Here is a 15,048-nt window from a genome sequence, read left to right as displayed (position 1 = left end):
ATCCTGGTCTAAGCTTGTATTTCGTTCCGCGTAAAATGTGGTCATTCGAGGACAATGAATGGAATTCAGAACATGTCGCAGGCACTGGGGTGCTGAGTTTATTTCCGATGACGTTGTACGTTTTCGCGTCTGGGCAGAAGGGCAGAAAGATCTCACGTTGCGTTTAACCGACACCGACATTCCGATGGCGGCGGTGGGCGACGGCTGGTTTCAGGTTGACGTGCCCGGCGTCAGACACGGTACGCCGTATCAGTTTGTTTTACAGGATGGAATGGCGGTGCCGGATCCGGCCTCCCGCGCGCAACAGGCTGACGTCAACGGCCCGTCGGTGGTGATCGACCCGCGTCGCAGCCTGCCCACTCAGCGGGAATGGCAAGGACGACCGTGGGAAGAGACGGTGATCTACGAGATGCATATCGGCACCTTCACCGGGGAAGGAACCTTCAGGGCGGCCATCGATAAATTGCCTTATCTGGCCGAACTGGGTATTACGCAACTGGAAGTGATGCCCGTGTCCCAGTTCGGGGGCGCGCGCGGATGGGGGTATGATGGCGTACTGCTGTATGCCCCGCACTCAGCTTATGGCACACCGGATGATTTTCATGCCTTCATCGATGCCGCCCACGCGCTCGGGCTTTCCGTGGTGCTGGATATTGTACTCAACCACTTTGGCCCGGAAGGGAACTACCTGCCGTTGCTCTCGCCGGCGTTTTTCCATCAGGATCGTATGACCCCGTGGGGCAACGGTATAGCCTATGAGGTTGAAGCCGTCCGGCAATACATCGCTGAGGCGCCGTTATTCTGGCTCTCGGAGTATCATCTTGACGGTCTGCGCTTCGACGCCATCGACCAGATCCATGACGACGCTGAGACCCATATTCTTCCCGAGATAGCGCAACGGATCCGCGACGCCTTTCCAGATCGGCATATCCATCTGACCACCGAAGACAGTCGCAACGTGATTTTCCTGCACCCGCGCGATGAACATGGTCAGACACCGCTTTTCACCGCCGAATGGAATGATGATTTTCACAACGCCGCGCATGTCTTTGCGACCGGGGAATCACACGCCTATTATCAGGATTTTGCCTTTGAGCCGGAGAAAAAGCTGGCGCGGGCGCTGGCAGAGGGCTTTGTCTACCAGGGGGAAATCTCGCTTCAGACCGGGAAATCGCGCGGGGTAGAGTGTCGCGAGCAACCACCGCAGTTTTTTGTCGATTTTATTCAGAATCACGACCAGGTCGGCAACCGTGCCCAGGGGGAGAGGCTTATCTCTCTGGCTGGGGCGGAGAAAACGCGCGTGCTGTTCGCGGCGCTGCTCCTGTCGCCACATATCCCGCTGCTGTTTATGGGTGAGGAGTATAGCGAAACGCATCCGTTCCTCTTTTTCACCGACTTCCACGGCGACCTGGCGAAAGCCGTGCGGGAGGGTCGCGCGAAAGAGTTTACCGGCCATGCCGGGCACGATGAAACCGTACCGGACCCCAATGACGTAGATACCTTTATGCGGTCGAAGCTTGACTGGAACAAGGCAGACACGGAGGAAGGCAGGGCGTGGCTGCACGTTACGCGCGAACTGATTGCGCTGCGTCAACGCTTTATCGTCCCGTTACTGAAACAGCGGGGCGCCGTGGAGGGTAACGTCCTGCAAACGGCGCTCGGCATGGTTGCCGTGAGCTGGCGTTTTCCGTCCGGTACGCTGTCGCTGGCGCTGAATATCGGCAAAAAGCCCCTCGCCTTAGCGGACCTGCCCGGAAAAACGATCTTTAGCTGGCCGGAGGCAGTCGAAAACCTGCCGCCGAACAGTATTGTTGTTCGCTTTGCTGATGGAGAAGCAGCGCTATGATCCCTTCCTCTACTTACCGAATTCAGTTTCGCAACGGCATGACCTTCGATCGCGTGGTGGACCTGATTCCGTATATGAAAGACCTCGGAATTAGCCATCTTTACGCGTCGCCTGTTTTCACCGCAACCACGGATTCCACCCACGGCTATGACGTGACCGACCCCAACGAAATCGACCCGGCGATTGGCGGGCGGGAAGGGTTTGACTGCATGGCGGCAGCATTAAAGCAGGCGGGAATGGGGCTGATTCTGGATATCGTTCCTAACCATATGTCGACCTCGCTGGAAAACCGCTGGTGGCGCGATGTTATCGAGCATGGTCGGCAGAGCCGCTATGCGGCATATTTTGATATCGACTGGTCCCGACCGCTGACGTTGCCGTTTCTTGGCGACACCTTTGAAGCCGAGCTGGAGCGGGGGGCTATCACCCTGAAACGTGACAGTGTCACCGACAGCGCGGCGTTGGTTTACTATGATACCGCCTATCCGCTTAATCCCGGCACGTATGCCGAAGGCAAGAGCATCGCTGAGATCCACGAGGCGCAAAGCTGGCGGCTGATGTCCTGGCGGGAAGCGCCGAAACAGCTTTCATGGCGGCGCTTTTTTGAAATCACCGGGCTGGTCGGCGTGCGGGTAGAGGATGAGGCGGTATTCGAAGACACGCACCGCCTGATCCTTGAGCTTGTCCACGCCGGGGTTGTCGACGGCCTGCGCATTGACCATGTGGACGGGCTTGCCGATCCGCTGGGTTATTTGCAGCGACTGCGTGCGGCGACCGGACCGGATTGCTACATCACGGTAGAGAAGATCCTCGCCAAAGGGGAACAGCTTCCTCCGGAGTGGCCCATCTCAGGTACTACGGGCTATGAGTTTATCGCCTCCCTGGCGGAAGTGCTGGTGGATGATACCAACCTCTCGCGGCTGGAGACGCTCTACGACGAGACGCTGGGTACGACCGTTGACAGGCAGGCGGAACTTCGCAACGCCAAAGGCCTGATGACCGATCGTAATTTTGAAGGTGAATTTACCACGCTGCTCAAAATAGCCAGCGAGCTGGCCGGGCATAACGGTGCCGAAGTGGAGCATGAGGATATCCGCCATGCCCTGCGCGAGCTGCTTATCGCGTTTCCGGTGTATCGCACCTACGGCACCGCTGAGGGGCTGACGTCACCGGATGTGGCGCTGCTCAGCCGCGTGGTCGCCAGCGTCAACACCTCTGAACCCGCTCTGAGTCTGATTGTGCGTATTCTTTCCGGCGATCTGCCCGAGCATGACCACGCACTGGCCTCGCTTTTCCGCACCCGTTTTCAGCAGCTGACCGGGCCGCTGATGGCGAAATCGGTAGAGGATACGTTGTTCTTCCGCCATAACCTGGAGCTGGCCCTGAACGAAGTCGGCGCCGACCCGACGCCGCGCGCGTTTTCACTTTCCCGTTTTCATCAGGAGATGCGCATTCGACTTGCCCGTCAGCCCGATGCGCTGCTGGGAACTTCCACCCACGACACCAAACGCGGCGAGGATGCACGAGCTCGTCTGTATACGCTGACGGAAGCGCCAGATCTGTGGGGAGAAAATCTGGCGCGCTGGCGGCAGATGAACCAGACGCAGGTCCGATTCCTCAACGATGGCACCGCGCCGAACGCCGCCGACACCTGGATGATCTTCCAGGCGCTGGCGGGCGTCTGGCCAGCAACCCTGTCGCCTGAGGATCGTGATGGCCTTAAGTCACTGGAAGAGCGTTTCCTCGGCTTTATCGAGAAAGCCCTGCGCGAGGCCAAGCAGCGTACCGACTGGATCGACAGCAACGAAGGTTACGAGAGCGTGGTCCTGGACTACGTGCGCCATCTGCTTTCCCCGGATAACACCCTGTTCCTGCGTGATTTCAGTGCCGCACTCCAGCCGTTTATTCGGGCTGGGTTAATGAACAGCCTGAGCCAGACGGTGATCAAACTGACTGCGCCTGGCGTACCGGACATCTACCAGGGCAGCGAGGGGCTTAACTTCAGCCTCGTCGACCCGGATAACCGCCGCGAACCGGATTTCGCCGCACTGGCGGAAAACCTCAGCGTAGCGGATGGCACCGTTTTTAACGATGCGCAACGCTGGCGAGACGGCAGCGTGAAGCAGTACGTCACCGCCACGCTGTTACGGCTTCGGCCACATTACCCTGCGCTTTTCCGCTACGGCGACTGGCTGCCGCTGAAGGTAACCGGCGAGCGGGAGGAGAATCTGATCGTTTATGCCCGCATCAAAGATGACGAGGCGCTGATCGTCGCCGTGCCGCGCCTGGTGTTTGACGTCACCGATAATGCGATGCTGTGGGCCAATACTACCGTGGCCATACCCCAGGCGCTGGCCGGGAAGCACTACCGGGATCTGTTTACCGGTGAGCGTCGCCTTCTGCCAGAGACGCTGGATTTAACGTCTGAAAAGGGATGTTTGTTGGTTCTGCTTACCTGCGAATAATTGAGGAGAACAAAAATGCCAAAGGATACAACGTTTGAAATTCGGGCCGGTCATGGCCAACAGTTGGGCGCAAATTATGACGGAAAAGGGGTGAACTTCGCCCTGTTTTCCGCCCACGCTGAGCGGGTGGAGTTGTGTCTGTTTGATCCTTCGGGAAAAACAGAAATCGCCCGTCTGGAACTGCCGGAATATACCCATGAGGTCTGGCACGGCTATGTGCCGGACCTGAAACCGGGGGCGCTGTATGGCTACCGCGTTTACGGCCCCTACGATCCGGAGAAGGGTCACCGCTTCAACCCCAATAAGCTGCTTATTGACCCCTATGCCCGTGAACTGGTAGGTGAAATTGAGTGGAACGATGCCCACTTCGGCTATGAGCTGGGACACGACGAGCTGGATCTCAGTTTTGACACGCGAGACAGCGCGCCGTTTACGCCCAAATGTAAGGTCATCGACCCCAATGCCGTTGACTGGCAGGACTCACGCCGGCCCGATATCCCGTGGCCGCATACCGTGGTCTATGAAAGCCACGTAAAAGGCTTTACCCAGCTTAACCCGGCTATTCCGCCTGAACTGCGCGGTACGTTTGAGGGGATGGGGCATAAAGCCTCGGTGGAGTACATCAAAAGCCTCGGCATTACCTCGGTCGAGCTGCTACCGGTTCACTGGTTCCCTGACGATCAGCACCTGCTCGATCGCGGCCTGAAAAACTTCTGGGGCTATAACTCGCTCGGTTTCTTTGCGCCAGCGTCCCGCTATTACGGCCCGGCGGGGATCCAGGGTTTCCGCGACATGGTGCGTGCTTATCATGACGCGGGCATCGAGGTGATCCTCGACGTGGTCTATAACCACACGGCGGAGGGCAACGAGCTGGGTCCAACCCTGTCGTTTAAGGGGATTGATAACTTCTGCTATTACCGCACCATGCCGAATCAGCACCGGTATTACATTAATGACACTGGCACCGGAAACACCGTAAACACCTCGCACCCGCGCGTGTTGCAGATGGTCATGGACTCCCTGCGTTACTGGGCGGAATCGATGCAGATTGACGGTTTCCGCTTTGACCTCGGAACCATTCTCGGACGCGAGCCGGAGGGATTCGACCCGCGCGGCGGCTTCTTTGATGCCGTGACCCAGGATCCGGTGCTGTCGAAGCTGAAGCTTATCGGTGAACCGTGGGATATCGGCCCAGGGGGGTATCAGGTGGGGGGCTTCCCGCCAGGCTGGGGCGAGTGGAACGACAAATACCGCGACACGGTACGTGAATACTGGAAGGGAGATAACGTTTCTAACGATTTTGCCGCCCGTCTGTTAGGGTCCGGTGATTTGTACGATCTGCGAGGACGTCGTCCGTGGGCCAGCGTCAATTTTATCACCGCGCATGACGGCTTTACGCTGAACGACCTGGTATCCTACAACGAGAAGCATAACGCCGATAACGGGGAAGATAATAACGACGGACATAACGATAACCGGTCGTATAACTACGGTGAAGAAGGGCCGACGGAGAATCCGGATATTATCGCCACCCGCGAGCGGCAAAAGCGCAACTTCCTCACCACGCTCTTCTTCTCCCACGGCACGCCGATGCTGCTGGCAGGTGATGAGTTTGGCCGGACGCAAAAGGGCAATAATAACGGCTATTGCCAGGACAGCGAGATCTCCTGGATAAACTGGGAAGGACTCTCTGAAAACGACGAGAAGCTGCGCGACTTTACCCGTCGGTTGATTGCTCTGCGCGCTGAGCAGCCGCTGCTGCGCCGTGAAAACTGGCGCGATGGGCTTGAGATCCGCTGGTTTAACGCCGGTGGCGGACCGCAGCAGTCTGAGCAGTGGGACGAGGGTTCCACCCTTGGTCTTGCCATCAGCCGTCCGGATCTTGAGCAGGAAGAGGGCATCTGGCACGACGTGCTGATGCTGTTCAACCCGTTTGAAGGCACGGTGCCATTCCAGATCCCGCAGTTTGGCGAAGGGGGCTGGGTGCTGGAGCTTTCGACGGCGGATGATGCCCCCACAGGGGAAATCATCACGGAATCCGTCGATTATGAACTGGCCGGGCGGAGCATAACGCTTTTCCGCCGTCCTTAAAGCGAGGCCGCCGCGCGTGCGGCGGTATCATACAGGGAGGAGATCGCGCGGAGTAACTGCGCGGTCTCACCAATCGACGCGCCCGGAATGCCGCTTTCCGCATGAATGTTGATCAGGCAGGCTTCCCGTACATCCCGGTACTTCATGCACAGCGCTTTGCCTTCCTCCGTCGTCGAGAAAAAGAGCTCTTTCCCCGCTTTTTCACTGGTGACGTAACCCGCCTTTACCAGCTTTTTCAGCGCATACGTCACCACGTGGGTATCTTCCACGTTCAGCACAAAGCAGATGTCGGCCAGCTTTTTCTTGCGGTTGCGGTGGTTTACGTGGTGCAGAAGCGAGACGTCGAAAGCGCCCATATCCGGTTCACCTGCTGCGGTCATGCAGCGCACCATCCATTTGTTAAACGCATTGCTGGTCATGATCAACGCGTATTCCAGCTCCGACAGTTCGGCACATCGCTCTGAGACGAGATGGCGGGAGGAGACGATACGCCCGTCCGCAATGTCGTCGTGGTTTAACGCTGTTTTCGTTTTCTTTGTCGTCATACCGATCCTTTCTCCAGAATGTAAACCCGTCGATAAAATAAGAACATTTTATTGATAAATTGTTTACATGTTTTTGACGTTCAGATATAGCTTTTTAGTGCAGGTTCTGTGGAGCCTCACGCAACACACAACATCGCGCGCCGTAATGCACCGGCTTCGCTCTGCTGCGAAGTATAAAAAATAGCCGTCGGCGCGCAACGCTCACTTTGGATAGGGTAACGTTTATGGACAGTTCTACACTGTTGCCACTTATCGGGATTCCGGTGGTGGTTATTGGTTTTGCACTGCGTTTCAACCCGCTGCTGGTTGTCGTGGTGGCGGGGTTGGCAACGGGCCTGCTGGTTGGCATGGATTTCGGTATGCTGCTGGAAACCTTTGGCGAAAAGTTTGTGAATAGCCGATCGCTCGCCACTTTCATTCTGATCCTGCCGGTGATTGGCCTGCTGGAGTATTACGGGCTGAAAGAGCGCGCCCAGACCTGGGTCGCGAAGATCGCCAGCGCCACCTCGGCGCGTATCCTGATGCTCTACTTTGTTGCCCGCGAAGGGACGGCTGCGCTGGGCCTGATGTCGCTTGGCGGTCACGCACAAACGGTGCGTCCTCTGCTGGCGCCGATGGCCGAAGGGGCGGCCCTGAATGAATACGGCGAACTGCCGCAGACTATCCGCGACAAAATCAAAGCCCATGCCGCCGCGTGTGACAATATCGCGGTTTTCTTTGGGGAAGATATCTTTATCGCCTTTGGCGCGGTACTGCTGATTGATGCGTTCCTGAAAGAGAACGGGATCGAGGGGATCGAACCGCTGCATATCGGCCTGTGGGCCATTCCGACCGCTATTGCGGCACTGATCATCCATATGACGCGTCTGCTGCGCCTCGACGCCAGCATTCGTCGCGACGTGATGGCCTGGAGAGCAGAGCAGGGTACGCAGGAGATCGCACCATGATGACCTTTATAACCATTAACCGCGTGTACTACCTGATCGGCTTTGTCGTGATGCTGCTGGTTGTGATGACCCTTCGCGATCGCGCTAACCCGAAACGCTATACCACCGCGCTGTTCTGGTTTCTGTTTGGCGGGATCTTCCTGTTTGGCGATCTGATGGTGCAGGAGCTGGGTAAGTCGCTGGCGTATCGCATTATTGGCGGCGCCGTTATCGTGATTGCGCTACTGGCCGGTTTCGGGCTGGTCGGGAAGGGGCATTATAAAATGTCCACCGAGGAGGAGCGGGTTGCCTCATCACACCGGCTGAAAAACTGGCTATTCTTGCCCGCGCTGATGATCCCGGTGGTGACGGTCATCGGGACGCTGTTTCTGAAAGGCGTGTCGATTGGCGGTGTCTATCTGCTCGACCAGAAGCAGCTTACGCTGGCGGCGCTGTGCGTGGCCTGTGTGGCAGCTATCCTCACCGGCTGGTGGCTGACAAAAGGTACGCCGCTGCATGCGGTTCGTCAGTCGCGTCGGCTGGTCGATACCATTGGCTGGGCGGTGATCCTGCCGCAGATGCTCGCCATGCTCGGCGGGGTGTTTGTGGTGGCGAATACCGGCGAATCGGTACAAAAGGTGGTCAGCCTGTTTGTGAACCCGGACAGCCGCTTCATGCTGGTGGTCATTTATTGCGTGGGAATGGCGCTGTTTACCATGATTATGGGCAACGCCTTCGCTGCCTTCCCGGTGTTAAGCGCCGGTATCGCTCTGCCATTCCTGATTAACGTCCATCACGGTAACCCGGCACCATTGCTGGCTATCGGCATGTACGCAGGCTATTGCGGCACGCTGATGACCCCGATGGCCGCCAACTTCAACATCGTGCCCGCCGCGCTGCTGGAGCTAAAAGACAAATATCAGGTTATCAAGATCCAGATCCCGACCGCGTTAACCTTGCTGGTGGTGAACGTGTTCTTAATGTATTTCCTCGTGTTTCGCTAAGGAGCTGCAATGGAATTAACGCAACATCAGGCTGACGCCTTCGCCAGAATGCCGTTGACCTATTTACGTCAGGAATACCCGAACCACATTATGCATCTGCTCAACGATGACGGCGACGTTCTGCCGCCTCGCGAGCTGCACCCGATCTTTTACGGCTGTTTTGACTGGCACTCTGCGGTGCACGGCTACTGGCTGCTGCTGCGCTGCCTGCGTCTCTGGCCCGAACTGCCGTGTCGGGAAGAGATCATCACTCTCTTCGAAGAACACCTGACCGACGAGAAGGTGGCGAAGGAGCTGGCCTATTTTACCGCGCCGTTCCGCGCGTCGTTTGAGCGACCTTATGGCTACGGCTGGCTGCTGGCGCTGGCGCAGGAGCTGAAACAATCGTCACTGCCGCAGGCGGAGCGCTGGTACCAGACGCTGCAACCGTTAACGCGGGATATTCGCCAGCGGCTGGTGGATTACCTCAGCAAGCTTACCTATCCGATCCGCGTCGGGACGCACTACAACACGGCGTTTGCGCTCGCGCTGGGGCTGGATTATGCCCGGACGGTGAACGATGACACGCTTGAGCGCGCCATCCTGGACGCGGCAACGCGGTTTTACCTCGCGGACACGCATTATCCTGCGCATTATGAGCCGGGTGGCGACGAGTATATCTCCGGAGCGCTGACCGAGGCCCTGCTGATGAGTAAGGTGGTGGAGGATTTCCCGGCCTGGTTCGATGCGTTTCTGCCTGAAGTGGGCGCCATTTCTGCGCTCATGAACCCGGCTGAGGTGAGCGATCGCACCGACCCGAAAATCGCGCATCTGGACGGTCTCAACCTCAGCCGTGCCTGGTGTATGAAGCACATTGCCCGCGCCCTGCCGGAAAATCATCACGCCCGAAAGCCATTACGCGATGCCGTTGCGCGCCATCTCTCGGCAAGCGTGGAGCATGTTGTCGGCAGTCACTACAGCGGCGGGCACTGGCTGGCGAGTTTTGCGCTGCTGGCACTGGAGTAGCGCTTAGTTGTATATCAGACTAAATGTTGCCAGGCTGTCTGCCAGCCCCGCGGTGGCCTGGGTTTCGGTGCGCACATATTGTGCGTCGTAATCCAGGGAAAACGCGGTCTGCCGGGCAGCGTTGGCAAAAGGTTCGACACCGGTGCTGTTGAGAGGAACGGTTGTCCCTCTGGCGGCACCGTAGTTATCGCCATACAGAATGCGGATCCCCACGCCGGTAGCGGCGCTCTCCTGTTGACTTAGCGCCAGCACATCGTGATTCCGCGCGTCTTTTTCAGTCGGACCAAAGAACCCGATCTTCACCGCTGCCGTTTGGGATGCGTCACAGACCAGAGGGATGATGAAGCGGTGTTTATCCCCATCCATTCCTTTGTTGAGATCGCTTACGCTACTTTGTCCCATATTGACGGTGATGTTGTTATCCGAGATATAACAGCTCGATTTATGCACTTTCAGGTCGGCGGCAGCGACTTCCACCGTCACGCCAGCTTCAGATATCACCGCGCCGTTAGCATCCTCCAGAATCAGCGTTCCTGCGCGAATTTGCCCGCTGTTCGGCTGTTCATAGACAATCTCCTGCGCGGTTTTATAAAACACGACGAAGAACTGGGTCGCCATTTGCGAGGGATCGTTTGTGCTGCAAATCGCAACGCTGTCATCCCCCGAGGCGATGTAATGCACGGGTTCGGCTGCACAGTGCGTGGTTTCACGAATGCCCACCGCAAACCCGACGCCGGGAATATCTGGCACGTCATAAACGGAGGCCGGGGCGCCCGTACCGTTCGGCGCCACGCCGCTGACGGGCGCTACGGTTAAGGCATTATTGGCCACAAAGCGCATCGTTACCGGGCCGGTTCCCTCAGGACAGTTATAAAACGAGCGGTTTTCCTGGCCCAGGATAGCGCCTGAAAGCATCGACCCCGGAGGGATCGAGGGGTTATCAGTGATCGAGTAGTTTTGAAAGTTAATGACCGCATCGCCCATGGTCGGCGGGCAGGTCTGAGACGCCCTTGCCGTAGCGTGAATCAGCAAAAAAGCGAGCATCAGGAGATTGATTAAACGGTTGATATTGTTCACAGATATCTCAGTAAGTTATTGGCACTGAAGCTTCAGAAGCGTGACCGGAGTGCGGCCAGCGGTATCCGTAAGGCGTAATGGGGCGCTACAGCGCATATCCTGGCCTTTCTGCCGCCAGCTGGCATGCAAGGTCCCGCGTAGCGGCACGCCGCTGAGATAGACCTGTCCTGCTTCGCCAACGATGCCGACGCTTGATTTCGCAGACGTCCCGTTCGAGACATACGCGCTGGCGCCAAATGGAAGCGGGCGCCCGTGTGCCGTAAGGGTGATGAGCGTTCTGATGCCCACGTGGGTATGGTAATTCGCCAGGACGACCGCGCCGCTGGTCGGCACAATCGTTCTGCTGTTCTGGTCCAGATCGACATTTTCTGCCAGCGTTTCGGTATCCAGCGAAATGGTGTTTTTGTGATACGCCGATAAGGTTGGCATCACGGCATAACCTCGGGAGTCGGTGTGAACATTGGTCGCCCCTTCAACCTGAACGTCCGACGCCTCGTCAGCGCGGATCAGCGCCAGGGTATCCCCAAGGCTTTGGCTCAACGTCACCCCATACTGTGTTGCCACAATGCCGCCTGCCGCGCCGTAGTTCACGCGGTTGCTATAGCGATCGTGGCTGTACCCGAGACTGGCGCTGCCATAACCGCCGTGATAAGCCAGCGCAAGGTTGCTGTTCGCGGTATTGGCCTGGTTGTCGAAGCCCTGCTGGAGGTTATAGTTCAGGCGATCGTGGGCCAGCGCCGTACCATACAGCGAAACCTGCCGGGTAGTATGGCCATCAAGGTTATTGTTGAGGCTGTAGCTGGTTGTTGCGCCGGTTAACCAGCGGCTGAGTGGGACGCTGATGCTAAGGTTTATCGCCCGTTCGTTGTCGCTATCATCAGCGCTTGAGCGGGTGAGATAATACCCAACACTCAACGACACCCCTTTGTAGTTAGCGTAATAGCCAAGATGGACGGTTTGATCGACCGCCGAGGCGTTCCAGTAATCCTGACGGTAAAAGGATGCGCTGATATTGCCCAGCGCACCGAGATCCTGCGTCAAACTGAACTGCGTGCGGTTACGCCGGTTATGCACGTGCTGGTCTGGATCGCTGTCATCATTTGCTTCACTGAAACTGTAAAAGTCATGCGTCGTGTAATGGCTGGTCGAAAGGGTGAGCGACGTGTTCGTTTCAGCGAGATTTTTTTGGTACTGAGCGCGTATTTGCTGCCCGAGGGCCAGCCTGTCATCACTGAGGTGTGCTTTCGCCGCAACGGTGTCCACACCCAGTGCCCCAAACCGGCCAAAATCTTTACCTAATCCCAGCGCGAGAGCCTGATAGTGGCCGGAAAGCTCCGCTCCGCCGTACAGCGTCAGGCTTGAAGACAATCCGTAAAAGGCGGAGGCCTGAACAAACGGCGGGGTGTCGCCCTCGGCGTCAGGGCTGTTATACCGTCCGGCGCTGGCGCTGAATTTCAGTCGTTTCTCCCGTAGCATAAAGGCCACCGAGGAGTAGGGTTGGGTGAACGTGCGTTCGCTGCCATCACTTTCATGGACCGTGATCTCAAGATCGCCGCTTTGCGAAGTGGGGAAGAGATCGCTAATGACAAATGCGCCAGGCGCAACATAGGTTTCATAGATGGTGTAACCGTGCTGGCGAACGCTGACGCGGGCATTGCTGTGAGCGACCCCGCGGATCGTGGGCGCGAAACCGCGCTGGCTGTCCGGCAGCATATTCTCATCCGAGGCAAGCTGAAGCCCCGTAAACTGAAAACTGTCAAAAACCTCGCCAGACGTGTAGGCATTCCCTATTGTTAACGCGCTCTTCAGCGGCGTAATGGCCCGCTGGAGGGATGTTCCCTGAGACTGCCAGTGATGGGTATTACCATATTCAAACGTGGCGTAATTGCGTAAACGCCACGCCCCCAGGTTGATACCGGATCGCAGGCTCAGATAGCTGCTGTTGTCATGAATATTGTCGATGTTGGTTGTCGAGCCCGTAAGATTGTAATCGACAAAAGCAGCGGGGATGCCGTCGTCCCACTGTTCGGGAGGAATATAATCGGCACTTTTTTGCAACATGGCTGCCTGCGGAATGCTGAAAACCAGCCGATGATAGGTGAAGTCAAAATGCGTCGACGCATCGGGAATATATTTGCCGATGTCCGTAAATGTCTCCTCGTCATGCAGCGCATCGAACGAAGAGAAGGCCGCGATGTTTACCCCAAGTCTCTTGAGGTACGCCAGGTTGAGGACTGGTGAGAGCGTTCCCCCGGTATCAACGAATGCAATTTCGCGCTCATCCCGCTGCGTCTGGTTAACAACAACCGCGACACGATAACGTCCCGGCTGCTGACCGCCTTGTCGGGAAAAATAGCTTAAGTCGCTAGCCTGCTGCTGATCTGCTGTGATTTCCAGCGCCTGAGGATCGAAGTACTCATCGGCCTGTGCCCGGCGCACATGAATGCCAGACGTGACCGCACCCGCAAGCATCGCGAGCGTATAAATGCCGGGTAAATTGCGTGGGCCGAGAGAATGCATGTGCGGTCGTTGGCTACATTCGCCAAAGGCGTGTTGTCACAGCGTCAGGATTGCGTGGCGACTCTCGTCAGCCCGCCGTAATCGTTGATCGCCTGCCAGTGAATGGTCCCCGAGCAGGGAATGTGCCATTGACGATCGGAGAAGGGGTCAATCATTCCCGGCATTTCAACGTCGGTGTTCCCAACGCTGACCTTGTAAAACGATACAAACCAGGGCGAGGGGTTGTGTGCGCTAAGCATATTATTACGACAGGTAAATTTTAATTTTTTGTAGGCAAGTTCGGCATTGCCTTTCAACCCTGCGGGACGGAAAAATAACTTGAATTTTGACTTCACGTTAATCTGCAATTTGTTGCTGTTTGCTTTTTTGCTCGGGGCAATATTTTTGATGTTAAGCCAAAAAACAGATTCCCGGTCAGTGGGTAATGGCGTTCCAAGATAATTGATGCGCAGCGAGTTTTTCTGTTCCGCATCTAAACGAAATAACGTAGGCGTCACGATAAAGGGCGGAGCGGTTTTATTCTTACTGTCAATATTTTCAATCCACGACTGAATAAGATAAGGGGTTTCTTTTTCCATATTGGTAATGGAAAATGCCACTTCTCTTTGCCCCTCAAGGTAAACAACACGCGTACCGCCCATCACAACCCCCGCGTGTGCTGACAGACTCATGCCGAGCGAATAAAAGAACAGGGCCGCGGTGAGTTTCTTCATTTTCAGATCCCCGTAGAGGAAAAAGATAAGCAGAGAAAGCTCTGCTTATCATCAGTCGATCAGTTATAAACCATCAGGAAATTGGCATCTGCGTCGGCTTCTCCGGTGCTGACGACATCGGTGGTGGCATTATAATTGGCGTAGAAATTGAGTGTTTTTGAATCTTCCCCTTCGGCAAGGTCGATACTCTGAGAAATATCACCAATTTTAATCTGCGTGTTACGGTCGCTTTCATAGAGTTTAACGGCAACGCCAGTCGCCGTATTGCCATCGCTGTCCACGGAAGAATTTAAACCCAGCAGGGTATTATCATTCGCATCTTTGTTACCATCAAACAACACGGCAACGGTTTTAACGGAATCCGGGCAACCTTCAACTGAGATCTGGAAAGGCGTGCGCGTGGTCTCTTTTTGGGTGGCAAAGTAGCTTGCAGCCCAGGTGCCTAATTCAACGGTTTGCCCTGCTGAGTCGGTGGTGATATTACAGGATGCATCGGTAATCTTACCGGTAAAATGGACTACGCCGCCCGTGCCCTGAGTCCCCGCATCGTTCTCTGGGTTGGTATTAATATTATTGTCGCTGTCACCAGAAGGAAGGCCCGCCAGCGCACTGCCACTTGCCATCATCAGGCCACAAAGGGTTAATGCGATCATGTTTTTTTTGTTGATCATGCCTATTGTTCTCATTCGCTCAAATATGTCAGTCTGGATATGCTGCTAGCAACACTGCCGGTGGCGTTATTGCTCAGAAAAAACAGCGCGAATGCTAACAAAATGCCAATTCAGGCCATAACAAAAGGTTGTCTAAAATTAAATTACTTTATTTTACGAAACTCCGTAACTTTCTTGTAACCTTA

Annotated in this window: 11 protein-coding genes; 6 read left to right on the top strand and 5 right to left on the bottom strand. The window is 56.2% G+C overall.

Annotated features, from left to right (window positions below; genetic code table 11):
• Positions 1-58 precede the first annotated feature (58 nt).
• From treZ to glgX, 3 genes are read left to right on the top strand one after another with little or no spacing between them, the layout of a single operon-like run.
• A complete protein-coding gene (treZ, locus tag ACOTXC_RS01315) occupies positions 59-1,846 on the top strand; it encodes a malto-oligosyltrehalose trehalohydrolase (RefSeq protein WP_421767326.1) in 1,788 nt (595 codons plus the stop codon).
• Positions 1,843-4,311, top strand: coding sequence for a malto-oligosyltrehalose synthase (gene treY, locus ACOTXC_RS01310; RefSeq protein WP_421767325.1), 2,469 nt, complete (start codon positions 1,843-1,845; stop codon positions 4,309-4,311). The genes treZ and treY overlap by 4 nt, the downstream gene beginning before the upstream one ends.
• Positions 4,312-4,326: 15 nt before the next feature.
• On the top strand, positions 4,327-6,402 hold the full coding sequence (glgX, locus tag ACOTXC_RS01305; protein ID WP_421767324.1) for a glycogen debranching protein GlgX: 2,076 nt from the start codon (positions 4,327-4,329) through the stop codon (positions 6,400-6,402).
• Here glgX and ACOTXC_RS01300 read toward each other — a convergent pair.
• On the bottom strand, positions 6,399-6,947 hold the full coding sequence (locus ACOTXC_RS01300; protein ID WP_421767323.1) for a winged helix DNA-binding protein: 549 nt from the start codon (positions 6,945-6,947) through the stop codon (positions 6,399-6,401). The two genes, glgX and ACOTXC_RS01300, sit on opposite strands and share 4 nt — an antisense overlap.
• A gap of 224 nt (positions 6,948-7,171) precedes the next feature.
• Here ACOTXC_RS01300 and ACOTXC_RS01295 point away from each other — a divergent pair, with 224 nt between their 5' ends.
• The 3 genes from ACOTXC_RS01295 to ACOTXC_RS01285 are packed head-to-tail and all read left to right on the top strand — an operon-like array spanning position 7,172 to position 9,882.
• The gene (locus tag ACOTXC_RS01295) at positions 7,172-7,894 is read left to right on the top strand and encodes a DUF969 domain-containing protein (protein WP_421767322.1); all 723 of its coding nucleotides are present in this window, start codon (positions 7,172-7,174) and stop codon (positions 7,892-7,894) included.
• Positions 7,891-8,877, top strand: a complete 987-nt coding sequence (locus ACOTXC_RS01290; protein ID WP_038416071.1) for a DUF979 domain-containing protein — start codon at positions 7,891-7,893, stop codon at positions 8,875-8,877. The genes ACOTXC_RS01295 and ACOTXC_RS01290 overlap by 4 nt, the downstream gene beginning before the upstream one ends.
• A gap of 9 nt (positions 8,878-8,886) precedes the next feature.
• On the top strand, positions 8,887-9,882 hold the full coding sequence (locus ACOTXC_RS01285) for a DUF2891 domain-containing protein (protein WP_180243616.1): 996 nt from the start codon (positions 8,887-8,889) through the stop codon (positions 9,880-9,882).
• A gap of 3 nt (positions 9,883-9,885) precedes the next feature.
• Here the strand turns inward: ACOTXC_RS01285 and ACOTXC_RS01280 are convergent, their stop codons facing one another.
• The 4 genes from ACOTXC_RS01280 to ACOTXC_RS01265 are packed head-to-tail and all read right to left on the bottom strand — an operon-like array spanning position 9,886 to position 14,863.
• Positions 9,886-10,959, bottom strand: a complete 1,074-nt coding sequence (locus ACOTXC_RS01280; RefSeq protein ID WP_276349542.1) for a fimbrial protein — start codon at positions 10,957-10,959, stop codon at positions 9,886-9,888.
• A 15-nt stretch (positions 10,960-10,974) separates the two neighbouring features.
• A complete protein-coding gene (locus ACOTXC_RS01275) occupies positions 10,975-13,479 on the bottom strand; it encodes a fimbria/pilus outer membrane usher protein (RefSeq protein ID WP_421767321.1) in 2,505 nt (834 codons plus the stop codon).
• A gap of 44 nt (positions 13,480-13,523) precedes the next feature.
• Positions 13,524-14,192, bottom strand: coding sequence for a fimbrial biogenesis chaperone (locus tag ACOTXC_RS01270; RefSeq protein WP_284098198.1), 669 nt, complete (start codon positions 14,190-14,192; stop codon positions 13,524-13,526).
• Positions 14,193-14,251: 59 nt separating this feature from the next.
• Positions 14,252-14,863: a fimbrial protein gene (locus ACOTXC_RS01265; RefSeq protein ID WP_022648150.1), complete on the bottom strand. Its 612-nt coding sequence runs from the start codon at positions 14,861-14,863 to the stop codon at positions 14,252-14,254.
• Between the last annotated feature and the right edge of the window lie 185 nt (positions 14,864-15,048).

It is taken from the genome of Enterobacter cloacae complex sp. IR5428 (assembly GCF_049238585.1).
Classification (GTDB): Bacteria; Pseudomonadota; Gammaproteobacteria; order Enterobacterales; family Enterobacteriaceae; genus Enterobacter; species Enterobacter intestinihominis.
This window is presented reverse-complemented; position numbering and strand designations above follow the sequence as displayed.